At 65.6% G+C, this 20,783-nt stretch carries 18 protein-coding genes; 8 read left to right on the top strand and 10 right to left on the bottom strand.

Going from position 1 to position 20,783, the window contains the following annotated elements; genetic code table 11:
* Positions 1 to 70: 70 nt before the first annotated feature.
* Positions 71 to 466 (top strand): endonuclease domain-containing protein, encoded by a 396-nt coding sequence (locus RI03_RS07345; RefSeq protein WP_010216262.1) that lies wholly within the window; start codon positions 71 to 73, stop codon positions 464 to 466.
* A gap of 182 nt (positions 467 to 648) precedes the next feature.
* Here RI03_RS07345 and RI03_RS07340 read toward each other — a convergent pair whose 3' ends face one another.
* Positions 649 to 2,250, bottom strand: coding sequence for a carboxyl transferase domain-containing protein (locus RI03_RS07340; protein ID WP_010216261.1), 1,602 nt, complete (start codon positions 2,248 to 2,250; stop codon positions 649 to 651).
* Positions 2,251 to 2,386: 136 nt separating this feature from the next.
* On the opposite strand from RI03_RS07340, the gene RI03_RS07335 reads away from it, so the two are divergent.
* Positions 2,387 to 4,450, top strand: coding sequence for a M13 family metallopeptidase (locus RI03_RS07335; RefSeq protein ID WP_010216260.1), 2,064 nt, complete (start codon positions 2,387 to 2,389; stop codon positions 4,448 to 4,450).
* A gap of 138 nt (positions 4,451 to 4,588) precedes the next feature.
* Here RI03_RS07335 and RI03_RS07330 read toward each other — a convergent pair whose 3' ends face one another.
* Entirely contained in the window at positions 4,589 to 5,755 is a 1,167-nt protein-coding gene (locus RI03_RS07330; protein ID WP_010216258.1) for an isovaleryl-CoA dehydrogenase, read from the bottom strand.
* Between the two features lie 86 nt (positions 5,756 to 5,841).
* On the opposite strand from RI03_RS07330, the gene RI03_RS07325 reads away from it, so the two are divergent.
* From RI03_RS07325 to RI03_RS07305, 5 genes are all read left to right on the top strand, one after another.
* Positions 5,842 to 6,024 (top strand): hypothetical protein, encoded by a 183-nt coding sequence (locus tag RI03_RS07325; protein ID WP_026046530.1) that lies wholly within the window; start codon positions 5,842 to 5,844, stop codon positions 6,022 to 6,024.
* A gap of 133 nt (positions 6,025 to 6,157) precedes the next feature.
* Positions 6,158 to 7,360 carry an efflux RND transporter periplasmic adaptor subunit gene (locus RI03_RS07320; RefSeq protein ID WP_443208549.1) on the top strand — a complete coding sequence of 401 codons (1,203 nt, stop codon included), beginning with the start codon at positions 6,158 to 6,160 and terminating at the stop codon, positions 7,358 to 7,360.
* A gap of 6 nt (positions 7,361 to 7,366) precedes the next feature.
* The gene (locus RI03_RS07315; RefSeq protein ID WP_010216250.1) at positions 7,367 to 10,597 is read left to right on the top strand and encodes an efflux RND transporter permease subunit; all 3,231 of its coding nucleotides are present in this window, start codon (positions 7,367 to 7,369) and stop codon (positions 10,595 to 10,597) included.
* The gene (locus RI03_RS07310) at positions 10,594 to 12,177 is read left to right on the top strand and encodes an efflux transporter outer membrane subunit (RefSeq protein WP_010216247.1); all 1,584 of its coding nucleotides are present in this window, start codon (positions 10,594 to 10,596) and stop codon (positions 12,175 to 12,177) included. The genes RI03_RS07315 and RI03_RS07310 overlap by 4 nt, the downstream gene beginning before the upstream one ends.
* A gap of 92 nt (positions 12,178 to 12,269) precedes the next feature.
* Positions 12,270 to 12,791 (top strand): GNAT family N-acetyltransferase, encoded by a 522-nt coding sequence (locus RI03_RS07305; protein WP_010216243.1) that lies wholly within the window; start codon positions 12,270 to 12,272, stop codon positions 12,789 to 12,791.
* A 43-nt stretch (positions 12,792 to 12,834) separates the two neighbouring features.
* On the opposite strand, the gene RI03_RS07300 is transcribed toward RI03_RS07305, so the two are convergent.
* The 6 genes from RI03_RS07300 to RI03_RS07275 all read right to left on the bottom strand — a co-directional run bounded on the left by RI03_RS07300 (position 12,835) and on the right by RI03_RS07275 (position 18,090).
* Entirely contained in the window at positions 12,835 to 13,170 is a 336-nt protein-coding gene (locus tag RI03_RS07300) for a phasin family protein (protein ID WP_037514957.1), read from the bottom strand.
* A gap of 98 nt (positions 13,171 to 13,268) precedes the next feature.
* Entirely contained in the window at positions 13,269 to 14,684 is a 1,416-nt protein-coding gene (locus tag RI03_RS07295; RefSeq protein ID WP_010216240.1) for a hypothetical protein, read from the bottom strand.
* A gap of 1 nt (position 14,685) precedes the next feature.
* Entirely contained in the window at positions 14,686 to 16,080 is a 1,395-nt protein-coding gene (lpdA, locus tag RI03_RS07290; RefSeq protein WP_010216238.1) for a dihydrolipoyl dehydrogenase, read from the bottom strand.
* Positions 16,073 to 16,483, bottom strand: coding sequence for an acyl-CoA thioesterase (locus tag RI03_RS07285; protein WP_010216236.1), 411 nt, complete (start codon positions 16,481 to 16,483; stop codon positions 16,073 to 16,075). Before RI03_RS07285 ends, lpdA begins: the two co-directional genes overlap by 8 nt.
* Positions 16,476 to 16,700 (bottom strand): hypothetical protein, encoded by a 225-nt coding sequence (locus RI03_RS07280; protein ID WP_010216235.1) that lies wholly within the window; start codon positions 16,698 to 16,700, stop codon positions 16,476 to 16,478. The genes RI03_RS07285 and RI03_RS07280 overlap by 8 nt, the downstream gene beginning before the upstream one ends.
* Before the next feature lies 1 nt (position 16,701).
* Entirely contained in the window at positions 16,702 to 18,090 is a 1,389-nt protein-coding gene (locus RI03_RS07275) for a pyruvate dehydrogenase complex dihydrolipoamide acetyltransferase (RefSeq protein WP_026046529.1), read from the bottom strand.
* Positions 18,091 to 18,217: 127 nt separating this feature from the next.
* Here RI03_RS07275 and RI03_RS07270 point away from each other — a divergent pair, with 127 nt between their 5' ends.
* Positions 18,218 to 18,673: a universal stress protein gene (locus RI03_RS07270; protein ID WP_010216233.1), complete on the top strand. Its 456-nt coding sequence runs from the start codon at positions 18,218 to 18,220 to the stop codon at positions 18,671 to 18,673.
* Positions 18,674 to 18,708: 35 nt separating this feature from the next.
* Here RI03_RS07270 and RI03_RS07265 read toward each other — a convergent pair whose 3' ends face one another.
* The gene (locus RI03_RS07265; protein WP_010216232.1) at positions 18,709 to 19,329 is read right to left on the bottom strand and encodes a glutathione S-transferase family protein; all 621 of its coding nucleotides are present in this window, start codon (positions 19,327 to 19,329) and stop codon (positions 18,709 to 18,711) included.
* A 32-nt stretch (positions 19,330 to 19,361) separates the two neighbouring features.
* Positions 19,362 to 20,771: a dihydrolipoyl dehydrogenase gene (locus RI03_RS07260; RefSeq protein ID WP_010216231.1), complete on the bottom strand. Its 1,410-nt coding sequence runs from the start codon at positions 20,769 to 20,771 to the stop codon at positions 19,362 to 19,364.
* Between the last annotated feature and the right edge of the window lie 12 nt (positions 20,772 to 20,783).

The following is a 20,783-nucleotide window of genomic DNA, read 5'->3' as shown; positions in this document are numbered from 1 at the left end:
TTGTCTCGGGGAGGGGGACCATGCGAAGCATGGTGGAGGGGTTGACGCAACGCTCGGGGGAGCGGGCAGGATGATACGGGGCACGACCGAAGCGTTTCACCGCTCGCGCGCATCGCGGCGCAAGCTGACCTTGCCCGAGGTCTTGCTGTGGCAGCAGTTGCGCAAACGCGGCACGGGGCACAAATGGCGACGGCAGCAGCCCGCCGGCGTCTACTCGCTCGACTTCTATTGTCACGCCGCGCGGCTTTGCATCGAGGTCGATGGCGAAGCGCATAGTCGCGGGGACAGGCCACAACGCGATGCCCGACGCGATGCCTGGGTTCAGGCGCAGGGGATCGTCACGCTGCGAATTCCGGCAGTCGACATCCTGCGAGACCTCGATGCGGTCGTTCGGGGTATCGTCGCACACGCTACGGAGCGGGCACCCCTCCACTCCCCTTCCCGAGACGAGCCCGGGGAGGAATGATCCTGTCCTAAATCTTCCCCGAGCTCTGCTCGGGGAGGGGAACCGTGAGCATTCAGCAAACGGTGGAGGGGTGGATGCCGGATCCAACGTCCGCCGTCGCGCAAACCCCTCCACCACCAGTCTGAAGAAGACTGGCGGTCCCCCTCCCCCGTTGGGGGAGGATTGAAAAGCGTGCACCCCCATCACATCCGGAACACGCCAAACGCCGGCCGCTCCGGGATCGGCGCGTTCAGCGTCGCCGCGAATGCCAGACCGAGCACGTCGCGCGTCTGTGCGGGGTCGATGATCCCGTCGTCCCACAGCCGCGCGGTCGCGTACCAAGGGTTGCCCTCATCCTCATATTTCTGCCGGATCGGCGCCTTGAACGCCTCCGCCTCGTCAGCCGACCAGCCCTCCGCATCACGATGCACCGTCGCGAGAACCGACGCCGCCTGCTCGCCCCCCATCACCGAGATCCGGCTGTTGGGCCAGCTGAACAGGAACCGCGGCGAATAGGCCCGCCCGCACATCCCGTAATTCCCCGCCCCGAAGCTTCCGCCGATCAGCACCGTGATCTTCGGCACCGTAGCGGTAGCGACAGCGGTGACGAGCTTCGCGCCATGCTTGGCGATCCCCTCCGCCTCGTAGCGCCCGCCGACCATGAACCCCGAGATGTTCTGCAGGAACAGCAACGGGATCTTTCGCTGGCACGCCAGCTCGATAAAATGCGCGCCCTTCTGCGCGCTCTCCGAAAACAGCACGCCGTTGTTCGCGAGGATCGCCACCGGAATCCCCCAGATATGCGCGAAGCCGCACACCAGCGACGTCCCGTACAACGCCTTGAACTCGTGGAACTCCGACCCGTCGACCAACCGCGCGATGATCTCGTGCACGTCATAGGGCGCGCGAACGTCGGCCGGCACGATCCCGTACAATTCCTCGGGCGCGAACTTCGGCGCACGCGGCTCGGCGTAATTGACGGCACCGTCGGTCTGCGGCGGCAGCATCGAGACGATATCGCGCACGATCGTCAGAGCATGATCGTCATCCTCGGCGACATGATCGACCACGCCCGACTTGCGCCCGTGCGTATCAGCACCACCCAGTTCCTCGGCCGAGATCACCTCGCCCGTCGCCGCCTTTACCAGCGGCGGCCCGGCGAGGAAGATCGTCCCCTGTCCGCGCACGATGATCGTTTCGTCCGACATCGCGGGCACATACGCCCCGCCCGCGGTGCAGCTCCCCATCACGCAGGCGATCTGTGGAATGCCCTTGGCGGACATGTTCGCCTGATTGAAGAAGATCCGCCCGAAGTGGTCGCGATCCGGGAACACCTCGGCCTGATGCGGCAGGTTCGCGCCGCCGCTGTCGACGAGATAGATGCACGGCAGATGGTTCGCCTCGGCAATCTCCTGCGCGCGCAGATGCTTCTTCACGGTCAGTGGATAATAGGTCCCGCCCTTCACGGTCGCGTCGTTGCACAGGATCATGCACTGCCGCCCCGACACGCGCCCGATCCCGGCGATCACGCCAGCCCCGGGCACCTCGTCGTCATACAGGCCATTCGCCGCAAGCTGGCCGATCTCGAGGAAGGGCGACCCCGGATCGAGCAGCCGCTCGACGCGCTCGCGCGGGAGCAGTTTGCCACGCGCGGTATGGCGCTCGCGACTCTTGGCGTTGCCTCCCAGCGCAGCGGTCGCGACGTCCGCCTCAAGCCGCTCCACAAGCGCGCGATTGTGCGCGGCATTCGCGCGGAACGTGTCGCTGTCGACGCTGATCTTCGAGTCTAGGACGGGGGCGCTCAAGGGCGGTTTCCTGCTTGCAGTATCCGTTGCATTTGAAACTGCCTAGCGACCCCGGGCGGCGAAGGAAAGCCGATTGGCAGAACCGTGGCGCGGGTCTATCGCAACGCCAAACCGATAGTTACCGAGGATACTTGTCATGGTTCGCGTACCGCTTCTCTCCCTTGCGCTGCTTGCCACTTCTGCGCTCGGCACCGCGCTTGCTGCGCAGGCGATCGGTACGCAGTCGGGCGTCGACAAGGCGCTGGTCGATCAGAGCGTCAAGCCAGGCGACAATTTCGACGATTATGCTAACGGCACGTGGCGCAAGACCGCCGAGATCGAGCCCGCGCGTTCCTCGACCGGCGTCGGGGTCGAGGTGTCGAAGGTCGCCGAGCTGCGCAACGCGACGATCATCCAGGACGCTGGCAAGGCGAACGCTGCGCCGGGCAGCAGCCAGCGGCTGATCGCGGATTATTACGCCGCCTATAACGACACCGCCGGAATCGAAGCGCGCGGCACCGCGCCGCTCAAGACCTTGATCGCGCCCTATTACGCGCTGCGTGACAAGGCAGCGCTGGCGAAGGTGATGGGTGCGCAGATGCGTGCCGACACCGACCCGTTCAACAACAACAATTACGCAAGCACGACAAACCTGTTCGGCCTGTTCGTTTCGCAGGATCTCAACCAGCCCAAGCGCAACATCCCCTATCTGATGCAGGGCGGCCTCGGCCTCGCCGACCGCGATTATTACCTGTCGCAGAGCCCGCAGATGGCGGAGCTGCGCGAAGGCTATAAGGCGTATCTCGAGCAGATCTTCGGCCTCGCGGGCCTGAGCGACCCCGCCGCCCGCGCCGCGCGCGTGTTCGCGCTCGAGATGAAGATCGCCGCCGCGCAGACCGACATCGAGGCGAGCCAGGACGCAAGCAAGGGCGACAACCCCTGGACCCGCGCCGACTTCGCCCGCAAGGCCCCGGGGATCGACTGGGCGAGCTACTGGACCGCAGCGGGGATCCCCGCAGGTCAGCAGGACTTCATCGCGTGGCAGCCCGACGCGATCACCAAACTCTCCGCGCTGGTCGCCAGCGAACCGCTCGACGCATGGCAGGACTGGCTGACCGCGCATCGCATCAGTGCGGTCGCCTCGGTATTGCCAAAGGCATTCGATGACGCGCGCTTCGCCTTCTATGGCAAGCAGCTCAACGGCACGCCCGCGCAATTGCCGCGCGACAAGCGCAGCATCGCGGCGGTCAATGCAGCACTCGGCGACGAGGTCGGCCGGCTCTACGCCGCGCGCTACTTCTCGACGCAGTCGAAGGCCGAGATCCAGACCATGGTCAAGAACATCGTCGGCGCGTTCGATCAGCGGATCAGCAAGCTCGACTGGATGGCCCCCGCGACCAAGGCCGAGGCACGGCGCAAGCTTTCGGTACTGTACGTCGGCGTCGGCTATCCAGACCACTGGCGCGCCTTCCCGAAATTCGCGGTCGACGCGAAGGACCCGATCGGCAACCTCGAGCGCGCCGACCGCGCGATCTATCGCTACCAGATCGGCAAGCTCGGCAAGGCACCCGACCGGACCGAATGGTGGATGACCCCGCAGACCGTCAATGCGGTCAACCTGCCGCTCCAGAACGCGCTGAACTTCCCCGCGGCGATCCTGCAGGCGCCCTATTTCGACGCGAAGTATGACGCAGCGGCGAACTACGGCGCGATCGGCGCGGTGATCGGGCACGAGATCAGCCACAGCTTCGACAATCTCGGCGCGGACTTCGATTCGACCGGCAAATATCGCAACTGGTGGACCCCCGCCGATCTCAAGCGGTTCGAACAGGCCGGGTCGGCGCTGGTCGCGCAATATGATGCCTATCAGGCGCTCCCGGGCCTGAAGCTCAAGGGCCGTCAGGAACTCGGCGAGAACATCGCGGATACCGCTGGCCTTACTGCCGCTTACGAGGCGTACCGCGCTTCCTATGGCGGCAAGGAACCCCCGGTGATCGACGGCATGACCGGCGACCAGCGCTTCTTCCTCGCCTTCGCGCAGAGCTGGCGCACCAAGATGCGGGACAAGGCGCTCCGAGCGCGCATCGCGACCGACGTCCACGCGCCAGCGATGTTCCGCGTGCTGACGGTGCGCAACCTCGATGCCTGGTATCCGGCGTTCAAGGTGCAGTCCGGCGACAAGCTGTACCTGGCGCCCACCGACCGGGTCCACGTCTGGTAAGGCGCGGCGCACTCCTGAAAGCACTTCCCCGGCGAAGGCCGGGGCCCAGTCGAGGGCGGATCATGGCGGGTGCTGCGCGCAATGCCATTGGACGCCCTGACTGGGCCCCGGCCTCCGCCGGGGAAGCATAAAGCAGAGTTATTGCGCGTTCGGCGCGTCGTGTCCGATCAATTCCCGCCCGATCAGCATCCGGCGGATCTCGTTGGTCCCCGCCCCGATGTCGAGCAACTTGGCATCGCGGTAGAACCGCTCGACCGGCCAGTCCTTGGTATAGCCAGCGCCGCCAAGCGCCTGCACCGCCTCGTTCGCGACGCGGACCGCATTCTCGCTCGCGAGCAAAATCGCGCCCGCCGCATCGAAGCGCGTCGTCTTCCCGGCATCGCACGACCGCGCGACCGCATAGACATAGGCCCGCGCCGAATTGAGCGCGACGTACATGTCCGCGATCTTCCCCTGCATCAGCTGGAACGCACCGATCGGCTTGCCGAACTGCTGCCGCTCGCGAACATAGGGCACGACCACGTCGAGGCACGCCTGCATGATCCCGAGCTGGATTCCCGCCAGCACAGTCCGCTCGTAATCGAGCCCCGACATCAGCACGCCGACGCCGCCGTTGACCGGGCCCATGATATTCGCTTCGGGAACCTCGCAATCGGTGAAGACGAGTTCGGCGGTCGGCGACCCGCGCATCCCCATCTTGTCGATCTTCTGGCCGATCGCGAAGCCGGGCATGTCCTTCTCGATCAGGAACGTCGTGATCCCGCGCGAGCCCTCACCGGTCTTCGCATAGACGACGAGGGTATCGGCGTAAGCCGCGTTGGTGATCCAGAATTTCGTGCCGTTGAGGACATAGCCCCCCTGCACCTTGTCCGCCTTGAGCTTCATGCCGACGACGTCCGATCCCGCGCCGCTTTCCGACATGGCGAGGCTGCCGACATGCTCTCCCGAAATGAGCTTGGGCAGATATTTCGCCTTCTGCTCCGGGTTCGCCCAGCGCGCGATCTGGTTGACGCACAAATTGGAGTGCGCGCCGTAGCTCAGGCCGACTGACGCCGACGCGCGCGACACCTCCTCGCACGCGATGACATGGTCGAGATAGCCGAGCCCGAGCCCGCCATCTTCCTCGGCCACGGTGATCCCGTGCAACCCGAGCGCGCCCATTTCCGGCCAAAGTGCCCGCGGGAACCAGTCCTCGGCATCGACCTTTGACGCCAAGGGCGCGATTCGGTCGGTGGCGAAGCGTTGCGTGGTGTCGCGAATCATGTCCGCGGTCTCGCCCAGCGCGAAGTCCATTTCGGCGATCATATCCGTCTCCTTTTGCGCAACGCCTAAACCTCGCGCCGGTATCGGGCAATGGTATGTCGCGGCGCGATGCGATACCGCCTGTCGCCATGAGTGAAGAACGATTCGAGCGCCATCGCCAGCCCTGGACGACGGACGAAATCCAGAAGCTGCACACGCTTGCCAAGAAGGGCATGGCGCTCAAGGCGATTTCCAAGGCGCTCAAGCGCAGTGAGGAATCGACCAAGGATCGCGCCAAGGCGGACGGGCTTACGATCGCGAAATTGCGCTGACGTTGCTGCGCCGCAATAGGGCCGTACCGAGACAGTTGATCCACCGCTGGAACAACCCGTATGAGCTTGCGTTGGGCGACGATTGCGCAGGGTATCCTCCTGTGGCGCATACCCCTGCGGAGCAGCGGCTCGGATGAAATTGCGGACTCTTCCCGTGTGCGCGCTGGGCGCGCTTGGTCTTGCGACGGTGGCGATCAGCGGATGCGCGCAAAAGACGGATTCAAAGGGTGGTCGCGGCGGTCCGAAAGGGCCGCCGGAAGTCGGCTATATCGAAATTCAGAAATCGAGCGTCCCGACGGTAACGGAACTAGCCGCGCGGACTTCGGCTTACCAGACTTCTGAGGTCCGTCCCCAGGTCACTGGCCTGATCACCAAGCGATATTTCACCGAAGGGTCGATCGTCCGCAAGGGCCAGCCGCTTTATCAGATCGATCCGCGACTCTATCGGGCGTCCGCAAATCAGGCCGAGGCCAATCTCGCGAGCGCTGCGGCAAACGCGTCCGCGACCAAGGTCAAGGCAGACCGTTACAAGCCGCTTGCCGACATGCAGGCAGTCGCGGCGCAGGATTACACCGACGCCGCTGCGCTCGCACGCCAGGCGTCCGCGTCGGTCCAGCAGAATCGCGCGGCGCTGGAAACCGCGCGAATCAATCTCAAATTCACCACGGTTCCCGCGCCGATCACCGGCAAGATCGGCCGGTCGCTCTACACCGAGGGCGCGCTGGTTACGGCGAGCCAGACCGACCCGCTGACCGTGATCCAGCGGCTCGACCCGATCTTCGTCGATATCCAGCAGGCAAGTGCAGACTTGCTCCGCCTTCGCCGTGCGCTCGCCGGGGGAGGATCCTCCGCCGCGGGGCGTGCCGACGTCCGGCTCAAGCTCGAGGACGGTAGCGACTATGGCATGGTCGGCGATGTCGAGTTTTTGGAAGCGATGGTCGATGCCACCACCGGCACCGTGACGCTGCGCGCCCGCTTCCCCAATCCGCAAGGACTGCTGCTCCCCGGCATGTTCGTCCGCGCGAGCTTCGCACAGTCGATCGACAATAACGCCTTCCTCGTGCCGCAACAGGCAGTGTCGCGCGATGCCAAGGGCAATGCGACCGTGTTCCTCGTCGGTCCGGGCAACAAGGCGGTACAGCGGAACATCACGACGAGCCGCACCGTCGGCACCAACTGGGTCGTGACGGACGGGCTCAAGCCCGGCGACAAGATCATCACGCAAGGCGTGGGCAAGGTGAAGCCGAACCAGCAGATCAAGCCCGTGGCCGCAAACACGCCGCAGCAGATCCGCGCGCCAGGCAAAGACGCTGCTTCCGACCAGAAAAAGAACTGACCGCCCGTGATTTCGCGCATCTTCATCGACCGGCCGATCTTCGCCTGGGTCATCGCGATCATCATCATGCTAGGGGGCGTCGGCGCAATCTACTCGCTCCCGGTCGAGCAGTTTCCCGACATCGCGCCACCCCAGGTCAACATCCGCGCCACCTACCCCGGCGCAAATGCGCAGACTCTAGAGAATTCGGTTGCCCAGGTGATCGAGCAGCAGCTGACCGGGATCGACGGGCTGCTGTATTTCACGACCAGTTCGTCATCGCGTGGCCAGGTGACGATCGCGGCCACCTTCAACAAGGGGACCGACCCGGATATCGCGCAGGTCCAGGTCCAGAACAAAGTGCAGCAGGCGCTGTCGCGGCTGCCGCAACAGGTCCAGCAACAGGGCCTTACGGTCACCAAGTCGAACCCGGACTTCCTGCTGATCGCGGCGATCTACGACACGACCGACAAGACGACCAATCAGGACGTGTCGGATTACCTCGTTTCGAACCTCCAGGACACGATCGGCCGGATCAAGGGCGTCGGCGATATCAACGTGTTCGGCGCGCAATATGCGATGCGGATCTGGCTCGACCCCAACCGGCTCGCCAGTTTCAGTCTGATGCCGTCCGACGTTACGGCGGCAATTCAGGCGCAGAACGCCGAAGTCGCGGCGGGTGAAATCGGCGGCGTTCCCAACACGCCGGATCAGGTGCTCGACGCGACCGTCACGTCGCAGTCGCGCCTGTCGACGCCCGAACAGTTCCGCAACATCGTCCTCAAGACGCAGACCGATGGCTCGACGGTCCATCTGTCCGACGTCGGACGGATCGAGCTTGGTGCCGAAAGCTATGCGGTCACCAGCCGAGTCAACGGGCACCCGGGCGCAGGTATCGCCGTCAGCCTTGCGCCGGGGGCCGACGCGCTCGGCACCGCGGAACTCGTCAAGGCCGAGATCGAACGTTCGGCCAAGGCGTTTCCCAATGGCTACGCGTACAGCTTCCCCCAGGATTCGACCGCCTTCATCAAGCTGTCGGTCGAGGAAGTCGAAAAGACGCTGTTCGAGGCGATCATCCTCGTCGTCATCGTCATGTTCGTCTTCCTGCAGAACTGGCGTGCGACGCTGATCCCGACGATTGCGGTTCCGGTCGTCCTGCTGGGCACGTTCGGCGTGTTCGCGCTCGCCGGCTTCTCGATCAACACGCTGACCTTGTTCGGTCTGGTGCTGGCGATCGGCCTGCTGGTCGATGACGCGATCGTCGTGGTCGAGAACGTCGAGCGGCTGCTCGACGAAAATCCGGAAATGTCGCCGCGCGACGCGACGATCAAGTCGATGGAGGAAATCACCGTCGCGCTGGTCGCGATCGCGCTGGTGCTGTCCGCGGTGTTCCTGCCGATGGCGTTCTTCGGTGGTTCGACCGGCGTCATCTATCGCCAGTTCTCGATCACGATCGTCTCCGCGATGGTGCTGTCGGTCGTCGTTGCCCTCGTTCTGACCCCGGCGCTGACCGCCTCCCTCCTCAAGCGGAAAAGCGACGAGAAGCAGGACGGCTGGTTCGCGCGCAAGACGCAGGGTGCGAAGGACTGGTTCAACAACGGGTTCGACCGCACGATCGACCGGTACGGGCATGCCGTCGAAAAGGTGATCGACCGCAAGTGGCTGTTCCTGCTCATTTACGCCGGTACGATGGCGGTTCTGGCGCTGCTGTTCGTCCGGTTGCCGACCGGCTTCCTGCCGACCGAGGATCAGGGGATCGCGCAGATCCAGTATAACCTCGCGCCTGGCGCTACGCTCAACCAGACGCGGGTCGCGCAGTTGGAGATCGAGAAGTATTTCGCCGGCCCCGAGGCTAAGAACGTCGACGGATATCTGACAGTCGCCGGCGGCGGTGGCGGTAGCGGCGGATCGAACGCGGGGCGCGGGTTCGTCGCGTTGAAGGACTGGGCCGATCGGTCGGGCGTCGAGAACGGCGCGGACGCGATCACCCAGCGCGCGACGAAGGCGCTCGGTGGCCTGCGCGACGTCGAGTTCTACGCGACCGTTCCCTCCGCGGTGCGCGGACTCGGCCAGTCGAACGGCTTTACGATGGAACTGCAGAACAGCGGCGGACTGAGCCGCGAGCAGTTCAAGGCGGCACGCGACGGATTGCTGGCGGCGGCACGCGCGGACTCGACCCTCGCCGCGATCCGTCCGACCGATCTCGAGGACCAGCCTACGCTGCAGGTTCAGCTCGACTCGCAGAAGCTGAGCACGCTCGGGCTTACCCAGGCGAACGTCAATTCGACGCTGTCGACCGCCTGGGGCGGCTCGTACGTCAACGACTTCAACGACCGCGGGCGCGTCAAGCGCGTCTATGTCCAGGGCGATGCGCCGTATCGCTCGTCGCCCGACGACCTGTCGAAATGGTTCGTCCGCGGGTCCACGGGCACGATGGCCCCCTTCTCCGCCTTCTCGACGATCTCGTGGAGCAAGGCCCCGCCGTCGCTTGCGCGCTTCTCCGGAATTTCGTCCTACGAAATTTCGGGTCAGGCGGCCCCCGGGCAGAGTTCGGGCCAGGCGATGGACAAGATGACCGAGCTTGCCGCGAAATATCCCGGCACCAGCGTCGCCTGGGCGGGCCTGTCGTATCAGGAGCGACTGTCCTCGGGTCAGGCGCCGTATCTCTATGCGATCTCGCTGCTCGTCGTGTTCCTATGTCTTGCGGCCTTGTATGAAAGCTGGACGATCCCGGTCGCGGTGCTGCTGATCATCCCGCTCGGGCTGATCGGTGCGGTGTTCGCGGTGACGCTGCGCGGGTTGCAGAACGACGTGTATCTGCAGATCGGGCTGCTCACGACGATGGGGCTCGCGGCGAAGAACGCGATCCTGATGATCGAGTTCGCCGAACAGGCGGAGAGCGAAGGCAAGGGCGTAATGGAGGCGGCGCTGGAGGCCGCGCGGATCCGACTGCGTCCGATCCTGATGACGAGCTTCGCGTTCATCTTCGGCGTTCTTCCGCTCGCGATTTCGACCGGTGCCGGCGCGAACAGCCGCATCGCGATCGGCACCGCGGTGATCGGCGGGATGATCACTGCGACGATCCTCGCGATCTTCTACATCCCGTTGTTCTTCGTGCTGGTGCGGCGCGGGACACGGGATCTGATGAAAAAGATCCGCGGAAACAAGGCCGAGGATCGCGCCGGCAATCGCAAGGACGAGGAACCGTACGGGCCGCCCGCACCCAATGCTTCAGACAGCCCGGAGGCAACGGCATGATGCGCAAGATCCTCGTCGGCGTTTCGCTCGCCGCACTGTCGGCCTGTTCGATGGCACCCAAATACGTCCGCCCCGAACTGCCCGTTCCGCAGGGCTGGCCGACCGGCGACGCGTATCTCCGCCAGAGCGAGGCGACGCTGCCGAGCGTCACCTATCGCGACATCTTCCGCGATCCGCGGTTGCAGGCGATCATCGCGCAGGCGCTGGTCAACAACCGCGACCTGCGGATTGCCGCGGCGAATATCGAGTCAGCGCGTGCGCAATATCGCATCCAGCGCGCCGAACTGCTCCCCGAAATCGCGGCGAGCGCCAACTTCCAGCGCCGGGACAATGGGACCGGCGGCGTCGTTACGAACACCAACAGCGGCGTCGGATCCGGCACCGGAACCGGGACGGGCGGAACGGACACTGGAACCGGGGTGGGTACCGGCACCGGGACCAACACCGGCGGCGCCGTGGCGACGACGACAAGCTCCGGCGCGCGCAGCAGTTTTTCGGCAAACGTCGGAATCACGTCGTTCGAGATCGATCTGTTCGGACGGATTCGTTCGCTCACCACCGCGGCGCAGGCGCGCTATTTCGGCACCGAGGCGACCGCCCGCGCAACCCGCCTGACGCTGGTCGGCGATATCGCAACGGCCTGGCTGACCTATGCGTCCGACGTGAGCCTCCTGCGCATTGCGCGCGAGACTGCCGCGATCGCGCAGACCAGCGTCAATCTCACCAGGTCGCGCCTCGACGGTGGGATCGCCCCGCGCACCGATCTGGCGCAGGCGCAGATCGTGCTGCAAACCGCGCAATCCGATCTGGCCGCACAGACCACGCTCGTCGCGCAGGATGCCAATGCGCTGCAATTGCTGGTCGGGGCTCCGGTCGACCCTGCCCTGCTGCCCAGGTCGATCGAAGAAGCCGCGCCGACGGTTGCGGAACTGCCGGCCGGGCTCAACTCGGCCGTGCTGTTCCGCCGTCCCGACGTCGTCCAGGCGGAACATGAATTGCGCGCGACCAACGCCGAGATCGGCGCCGCCCGTGCCGCGCTGTTCCCGCGTATTTCGCTGACCGCGCTCGCGGGTCTCGCGAGCACGTCGCTGACCGGCCTGTTTTCGGGTGGCGCGTTCAACTATTCGGTCTCGCCCAATGCGAGCTACTCGATTTTCTCCGCCGGTGCCGCCCGTGCCGGGGTCGCACAAACCCGCGCGCAACGCGATGCAGCCCTCGCCACCTACGAGAAGACGATCCAGACTGCGTTCAGCGAAGTCGCCGATGGACTTGCGCGCCGTGGAACGATCGACCGGCAGCTTGCGGCGCAGGTCGCGCTGTCGGCGGCGGCAACGGACAATTATCGTCTGTCCGACGCGCGCTATCGCGGCGGGATCGACACGTTCCTGCAAAGCCTCGATGCCCAGCGCTCGCTCTATTCGGCACAACGCACGCTGGTGTCGACACGGCTGACGGGCGCGGCAAACCTGGTGACGCTGTATCGCGTGCTGGGTGGAGACTCGTTGCTCGACGTGGCCGCGGACGGCCCGCGTCCTGTTACCGGACTTTCGACGAGCGGTGCTTCGCCAACGATCAGGTGACTTTGCGCGGCCACGCTGTAAGGATGCCGGCGGGGCCGCGGGGACCGGGGGGTAGTGGCCATCCCGGTGTATCGGCCGGGAACACGTTCGCCATGAGCCACCGGATCCGCCGTTTCACCGACGCCGACCAGACTGCGATGATTGCCTTCGCAGAAGAATTGCCGGAGCACGACCTGCTATTCCTGGGGAGAGACCTCAGGCATCCTCGCGTAATCGCGGCATGGGTCGATGCGATGGCGGCGGGCCATATCGACGGTCTGGTGGCCGAAGAAAACGACACGCTGGTCGGCACCGCAGCCTTGGTCTGCGATCCACTCGGTTGGAGCGCGCATGTCGGCGAGGTTCGCCTGCTGGTTACGCCGGCGCGGCGCGGCGCGGGCGTGGGGCGTGACCTGCTCGAAGGGATTTATGTCATCGCCCGCGAGCGCGGACTCAGCAAATTGGTGGCGAACATGACGCCAGACCAGATCGGGTCCGTCATGCTGTTCGAAAGCCTCGGTTTCCGGGCGGAGGCACTGCTGCGCGATCACGTCCGCGATCGCGAGGGCAACCCGCACGATCTTGCGATCCTGAGCGCGGACATCGGACGGGACGGTCCGGGTTCGGCGGGATAACAGAGCACGTCCCTCCCCGTCTCCGGGGAGGGAGATGGCAACTTCAGCCCTTGTCGCCGCGCATGACGCCGACGGTATCGCGACCGAACTTCATGATCAGTTCGCCGATCTCGCGCGCCTGGTTCATGTTGCGGCTGCTCTGCTCGCGAATAAAATCGCCCTGGATCTTCATCACCTCGGACAGGTCCTTGGCGGCGGCGGCCGCGCGCATCGCGTTGAACGCCTCGCGCGTGTTGGTTTCAGCCTGATCGAGCATCTTGAGGCTCACGGTCGATCCGGTTTCGGACATCTTGCTGCCCGCATCGCGCAACGCTTCGCCAGCCTTGCGCGCGGGGTCGACGACCTTGTCGGTGAACGCGTCTCGCATATTGTCGGTCATGCCTTCAGTCCTTCTGCTGGTGCCGCCTTCCGAACGGCCGATCCCGGCTTCGCTGCCGGTGTTCCCTATCTTCAACGCACGAAACGAAAATTCGAACCTTACAACAGTTGCGCGGCATAGGTCGCGGGCGCGCGCGGCAAGGCCAGCCGCGCGATCGTCCCACTTGCGACCACGAGCGCTAGAGCGGTAACACCGGCGATCACTTCGCGCCGCGACGGTGCCCGATCCGCGACCAGCAACACGATCGCCACCGTCGTCGCCACCATCGACCACAGGTGATAGCGCAAGTCCGACGCGATGCTCAGCAGGAGGAAACTCGCCTCGAGCAGAATTGCCGAGACCAGCAGCGCCATCGCCAGATCGCGCACCGCGCTTCCGCCGCGCCGCAGTCCGACACCGAGCCCGACGAGCGCGACGCACAGAAAGGCAATCGGCCAGCCGAGCGGCGTATCGACCGTAAGGCGTTCAAGCGCCTGCCACCACCCCGCCGCAGCCCCGGGGCTGGTCAGGCCGAGGTCGTTCGGCTGGCTGACCACAGGCGGCAACGCACCCGGCCCGCCTGCCCCGACCAGCCAGCGTTCGGTCGAATTCCAGTGCGCCAGTCGGTGTCCGGCATAAGCGATCGGCGCGTGGACGACCGCGACCGCGAGCATGCGATACAGGGTCCCCGCCGGATAGGCGCGCAACGGCTCGACCTGCGCGTTGCATCGCTCGGGTTCGCCGAGCGGATCCCAGAAATAGGGTTTGACGCAGTGCCGCGCGACGATTGCCCGCACCGCGTCCGCCGACAGGCCGGTAGGGGCACCCGGCGCGCGCACCGCGATCCCCGCCAGGTCATAGATCGCTTCGGTACGCTCCACCCCGCTGCTGCCGGCCTGGAGGACCCAGTGGTTAATGACCGGCGAAACCGCCAGCACTGCGCCGACCCCAAGCAACGCAACGACGCCGCGCGCCCACCATGCCCTTGGACCGACCAGCATGACGACCAACGCAACCGTCGCGAATACCGCATTGGCGCGGACCAGCGTCGCATAGCCGAGCAACACCGCGATCAGCAGCCACCCCAGGATCGGGACCGCGACCCCGCGCAACCGCCACCACCCGACAAGCCCGACCGCCGCGAGCATCGCGCCGAGCATCTGCGCATCCTTGAGCACGGTGCCCTGCCAGCCGAGGAACAGTGGTGTCAGCCCGATGACGAGCGTGGCGATTGCCGCGCGCGGCTTGTCGATCCGCGCGAGTGCCGCGGCGATCAGCCCAAGCCCGGCCCAGTAGAGCACCATTTGCAGGACCAGCATCGGCGCAGCGCCACCGCCGACCCCGGAACGGAGCATCGCCCAGACCCGCGCCATGACCGGCGGGTGCCAGTCCTCATATTCATCGGCGAGCACCTGCCCATATTGCGCGACCGTGTCGTACAAGGCGACACCCGGCCAGAACAACGCGAGCGCGGTGACGCACAGGACCAGCGCCGCCCCGGCGAGGATTGCGGGGCGGAGCCGGTCGCTGGTCATGTCAGAAGTGGATCGCCCGGCCGTACGCACCGAGGACGCTTTCGTGCATCATCTCGCTCAGCGTCGGATGCGCGAAGACCGTTTCCATCAGCTCGGCTTCTGTCGTCTCGAGCTGACGCGCGACGACATAGCCCTGGATCAGCTCGGTCACTTCCGCGCCCACCATGTGCGCGCCGAGCAACTCGCCGGTCTTGGCGTCGAACACGGTCTTGACGAAGCCTTCCGCCTCGCCGAGCGCGATCGCCTTGCCGTTGCCGATGAACGGGAATTTGCCGACTTTCAGTTCATAGCCCGCTTCCTTGGCCTTCGCCTCGGTGAAGCCGACGCTCGCGACCTGTGGACGCGAATAGGTGCAGCCCGGAATATTCCATTTCTCGAACGGATGCGGCTTCAGACCCGCGATCGCCTCGACGCAGACGATGCCCTCATGGCTCGCCTTGTGCGCGAGCCACGGTGCGCCGGTCACGTCGCCGATGGCGTAGATCCCCTCGACGTTGGTACGCGCATAGCCATCGACCTTGATGTGCCCGCGCTCGGTCTCGATCCCGAGCGTGTCGATCCCGATGTTCTCGGTATTGGGGACGATTCCGATCGCGACGATGACATGGCTAAACTCTTCGGAAGTGACGGTGCCGTCCTTGCCCTTGATCTTGGCGGTGACGCCCTTCGCCGACGTCTCGATGCCCTCGAGCCCGGTTCCGACGAGCAGTTTGATTCCCTGCTTCGTCAGTGCCTTGTCCATGAACGCCGAGACTTCCTCGTCTTCGACCGGCAGGATCCGCGGAAGCATCTCCACGATCGTGACGTCTGCGCCCATGTCGTTGTAGAAGCTCGCGAATTCGACGCCGATCGCGCCGGATCCGATCACCAGCAGCTTGGTCGGCATTTCGGGCGGGACCATCGCGTGGCGGTAGGTCCAGATCCGCTCGCCGTCCGCCTTGGCGAACGGCAGGTCGCGCGCCCGCGCGCCGGTCGCGACGATGATGTGCTTGGCTTCGAGTTCGGTCGTCTTGTCGCCCTGGCGGACGGTCAGCTTGCCCTTGCCCGTCAGCGCGCCGACGCCCTCGAACACCTGGATCTTGTTCTTCTTCATCAGGCCTTTGACGCCTGCATTGAGCTGGCCCGCGACCTTGCGGCTGCGCTCGACCACTTTGTTCAGGTCGAAGCTCACGTTGTCCGCGCTGAGGCCGTAGCTCTCGGCGTTCTGCATGTAATGGTAGATTTCGGACGTGCGCAGCAGCGCCTTGGTCGGGATGCAGCCCCAGTTGAGGCAGATGCCGCCCAAACGCTCGCGCTCGATGATCGCGGTCTTGAGGCCGAGCTGCGCCGCGCGGATCGCGGCGACATAGCCGCCGGGGCCGGAGCCGAGGATGACGAGATCGAACGTATCAGCCAAGGGAGGATCCTTCATGTAGCGGAATATCGTGCAGGGGCTGGGGACGATCGTCCTCGCCCATCGAAACCAGGGTGAACCGCCCGTTCGCGGCGCGTTCGGTATGCTCGCCGTGCCGGTCGCGGCGCCAGACCGCCACCGCGACCGTCATCGACGTGCGGCCGGTCGCGACGATCTCGGCGTGGAAACTGACCTCGTCTCCGACCGCAACCGGCGCGGTGAAGCTGAAGGCGTCCGCCGCAACAACCGGCGCGCGCCCGCCGCAATGGCGCGATGCCACCGATCCGGCGGCGAGCGCCATTTGCCCCATCAACCAGCCGACGAAAATCTTGCCGTAGGGGTTGGCGTCGCATGCCATCGCAGTCGCGCGGATCGCGGGGGCGGCGCTGGGCGGAGCTTCAGCCATGCCGGCTCGCGCCCCGCGCCGCCCGATCCCGCGCCCACGCCTGGCGGATCGGGCCGATTCCCATCAGCACCAGGACGAGCATCGAAACGTAAGCGACACCCCAGATCGAGCTGCGCGCCGCCGGGACCGACCAGGTGGCAAGCCAGGCGAATACCGCCGCGCCGATCAGCCCAGCGACGATCCACGACACCTCGATCAGGGTGCGCCACATCGGCATGTCAGGCCAGCATGCCCAGCGGCGACTCGACGAGTGCCTTGAACGCCTGCATCAGTTGTGCACCGTCCGCGCCGTCGATCGCGCGGTGATCGAAGCTGCCGGTCGCCGACATCACCGTGGCGACGCCGAGCGTATCGTCGACGATGTACGGACGCTTCTCGCCCGCGCCGATCGCCATGATCATGCCCTGCGGCGGGTTGATGACCGCTTCGAACTGCTTGATCCCGTACATGCCCATGTTGCTGAGCGACGCCGTACCGCCTTGATATTCCTCGGGCTTCAGCTTGTTGTCGCGGGCGCGCGCGGCCAGGTCCTTCATCTGGGTCGAGATCGCAGCGACGCCCTTCGTATCGGCATGCGAGACGATCGGCGTGATCAGACCCGACGGGGTCGACACCGCGACCGAGATGTCCGCACGCTCGAAGCTGATCAGTTGGTCGGGCGTGAACATCACGTTGCACTTTGGCACCTGCATCAGGCTGGCGGCGAGCGCCTTGATCAGCAGATCGTTAACCGACAGCTTCACGCCGCGGCTCTCGAGCCCCTTGTTCATGTCGCTGCGCAGCTTGAGCAGCGCGTCGAGCCGGATGTCGACCGTCAGGTAGATATGCGGAACGGTCTGCTTCGATTCGGTCAGGCGCCGTGCGATCGTCTTGCGCACGTTCGTGAGCTTCTCCGCCGTGTGCGGGATGTCCGGGATCGCGGCGGGCTTGGATGCTGCGACTGGAGCAGCGGCGGCGGCGGTCGGTGCCGGCGCGGCAACGGGTGTACTCGCCTGCGCGGCAGGAGCATGACCGGCCTTGGCACCTTCCAGATCGGCACGAACGATCCGGCCGTTCGGGCCGGAGCCCTGCAGCGACGCGAGGTCGATGCTCTTCTCGGCAGCGATGCGGCGCGCGAGCGGGCTTGCCTTGACGCGGTCGCCATCCTGGCGCGCGGCGGGTGCGGGCGTCGCAGCGGGAGCGGGCGTCGCAGCGGGAGCAGCCGTCGGGGCGGCACCGCCCTCGGGGTTGCCGTGATCCTCGGCCTGTTCGAGCGTGCGCTCGGCGGGCTTGGCTTCGCTGCCGGTCTTGTTGGGGTCGGCGGGCGACGGGTTTGGCTCGGCTTCCTTCGCGGCGGGCTCGGGCGTCGTCTCGCCGGCGCTCTCACCGTCCGCGAGAAGAGTCGCGATGACGGTACCGACCTTCACATTGTCGGTTCCTTCGGCAACGAGGATCTTGCCGATCGTGCCTTCGTCGACCGCTTCGAATTCCATCGTCGCCTTGTCGGTCTCGATTTCCGCCATCAGGTCACCCGATTTGACGACATCGCCTTCCTTGACCAGCCACTTGGCCAGCGTACCTTCCTCCATCGTCGGGGAAAGCGCAGGCATTTTGATCTCGACCGGCATCGACACGTCCTTGTTTTGACCGAATCCTATTGCCGCCGTCCTTCGCGCCCCATCACCGCCCGGTCAAGACCGGCGCTTGCGTCCTGCGGCAGTTAGCCCCACTTATCCGTAGGGGAGAGTCAGCCACATGCGCATCTATCTGGTCGTGATCGACGAAACGCCCGAGAGCAGTATCGCGCTGCGATTCGCGGCGCGCCGCGCGGTCAAGACCGGTGGCGGGGTCGAGATCCTGGCGTTGGTGCCCCCCACCGAATTTACGCCCTTCGGGGGCGTTCAGGCGACGATCGAGGACGAAGCGCGCGACCATGCCGAGGCGCTGGTGACGGGCGCGGCAGGAACGCTGATCCAGGAATCGGGGCTGCGCCCCTCGATCACGGTCCGGCAGGGCGAAGGCCCGAAGGTCATCCGCGAGATGATTTCGGCCAATCCCGACATTGCCGCGCTGGTCCTCGCGACCGCGGCTTCGGGCGCGCCGGGGCCGCTGGTCGCGCATTTCGCCGGGCAGGATGCGGGTGGCTTACCGATCCCGTTGATGATCGTGCCGGGCTCGCTGGACCGCGAGGCGATCGACCGGTTGAGCTGACCGGTCGATCGCTCTTCCGCCTTTTTTTAGAGCGGTCAGAAGCTTTCCGGCATCATCGGTCCACCGCGCGCCTGTGCCCGCTGGAACCCGGGCTCCGCCTCGATCCGCGCGAGATAATCGACCAGCGCCGGATGCGCCTCGAGCAACTTGGCCATCCGCGCCATCGCGAGGAAGTAGCTCATCTGGATATCCGCGAGCATCGGGCGCTCTCCCATCAGGAACGGCTTGTCGCCAAGACCGTCCGCAATGTAGCCGAGCGCGGTGTTTACCATCGGCTTGGCGCGATCGGCAGCGGCCTGCTCCCCGGCGCGCTCGGACAGCAGCACGGTCACGACTGGACCGGCGGCAGTGCTTTCGACGAAGTCGAGCCACTCTTCGTGAATCGCATGCTCGGGCGTTCCGGCTTCCGGCGAAAAGCGGTTCTCGCCATAGCGACCGTCGAGATACCGCAGGATGGTTGCCGATTCCGCAAGCATCAGGCCGTCGTCGGTGATGACCGGCGACTTGCCGAGCGGATGGACCGTCTTCAATTCAGGCGGCGCGCGGAATTCCGCGGTCCGCGCGTAGCGCACGAGGTCGACCGGGAGACCAAGCTCCTCGATCAGCCAGAGAATGCGTTGCGACCGCGAAAAGGCGAGATGGTGAAGCGTCAGCATCGGTAGAACTCCTTTGGGGGAAACAGGTTTTGTCAGGCGCCAGGGGGCACGCCCTGATCGCGCTCGGGCAGCGGCGCGTGGACTTCATGGCAGATCGCCCTAAGCCCCGGCTTGAGCCCTTCCTCGAGCGTGGGATGATAGAAGGGGAGCTCCAGCAGGCTCGTGGCGGTCTCGCCGCGTAGGATGGCGAGCGCGAGCAGGTGCGCGATGTGGTCCATGCCCGGCCCGATCATCGCCGCCCCCGTCAACAGCCCGTCGGGTTTGCTGGCATAAATCCGCACCATTCCCTCGGCGCGCGCCATCACGCGCGCGCGACCCTGATCGTCATACGGCGCACATCCGATCACGCTGTCATCGTCTGCAGGCGCGCCGAGCATGGCGACGGGCGGATCGGTGAAGGTGATCGTGAACGGCAAGTCGCGCTTGACCGGCTTGACGTGCGGGAAGCGCACCGCGTTCCGGCCCGCGATGGTTCCCTCGTTCGACGCCTCGTGCAGCACCGGTCGGTCCGCGTCCGCGTCGCCTGCGACGAAGATCGGCGATTCGCCACATTGCAGTGTGGTCTTGTCGAAGTGCGGAACGCCGTGGTCGTCCAGCGCAATTCCCGTCTGGTCCAGCCCCAGCCCGTCCAGCGTCGGCGCGCGCCCGGTCGAGACCAGCAGGCGATCGAACCGAGCATTACCGCCGTCCCAACTGAGCACGACGCCGCTTTGCCCGGCAGAAGGCGTCACCTCGACCCCAAGATGGACCGTCATGCTGGTTCGCAGGATCCGTAACAGCTCATGATGCACCACCGTGTCCTTGACTCCGCCGATCCGGTCGCCGCTTTCGAACACCGCCACTGCGACGCCAAGGCTCGCGAACGCCTGCGCAAGCTCCAGCCCGAGCGCGCCGCCGCCGACAACTCCGAGCGATTCGGGAAGCGTTTCACGATCGAAAATCGTTTCGTTCGTATCGATCAGATCCCCCAGCGCGCGAAACGGCTCCGGGACGATCGGCTTGGATCCCGTCGCGATCACCACAGCACGCGCCGAAACGGTTCGTCCGTCCCCCAGCACGAGTGTCGACATGCCCGTGAACCGCGCCCGCCCCTGCACGGCGACGCCTTCGGGCAGATCATCGAAGCTCTTCCTGGTCGCCGCGACGAAGTGATCCCGCTCGCGACGCACCCGCTCCATCACGCGCGCCCCATCAATTTCCGGAATAGCATGGATCCCGAATACCGACGCGTGCCGGACCGACTTTGCTGCCATGCCGGCGGTAACGAGCAGCTTGGACGGCATGCACCCGACCGTTGCGCACGTCGTCCCGGCGAAACAATCGTCGATCAACAGCGTGCGCGCACCCTCCGAACGCGCGACACGTTCCGCCGCCAACCCCGCGGTCCCAGCGCCAATCACGGCGACGTCGCACGTCAGGTCGGCTGCTTCGGTGTGTGCCATCGGATGTCCTTG

This window comes from Sphingomonas sp. PAMC 26621, assembly GCF_000251145.1.
Taxonomy (GTDB): Bacteria; Pseudomonadota; Alphaproteobacteria; order Sphingomonadales; family Sphingomonadaceae; genus Sphingomonas.
The sequence above is the reverse complement of the archived record's forward strand: the minus strand, read 5'-3'. Positions and strand labels throughout refer to the sequence as shown.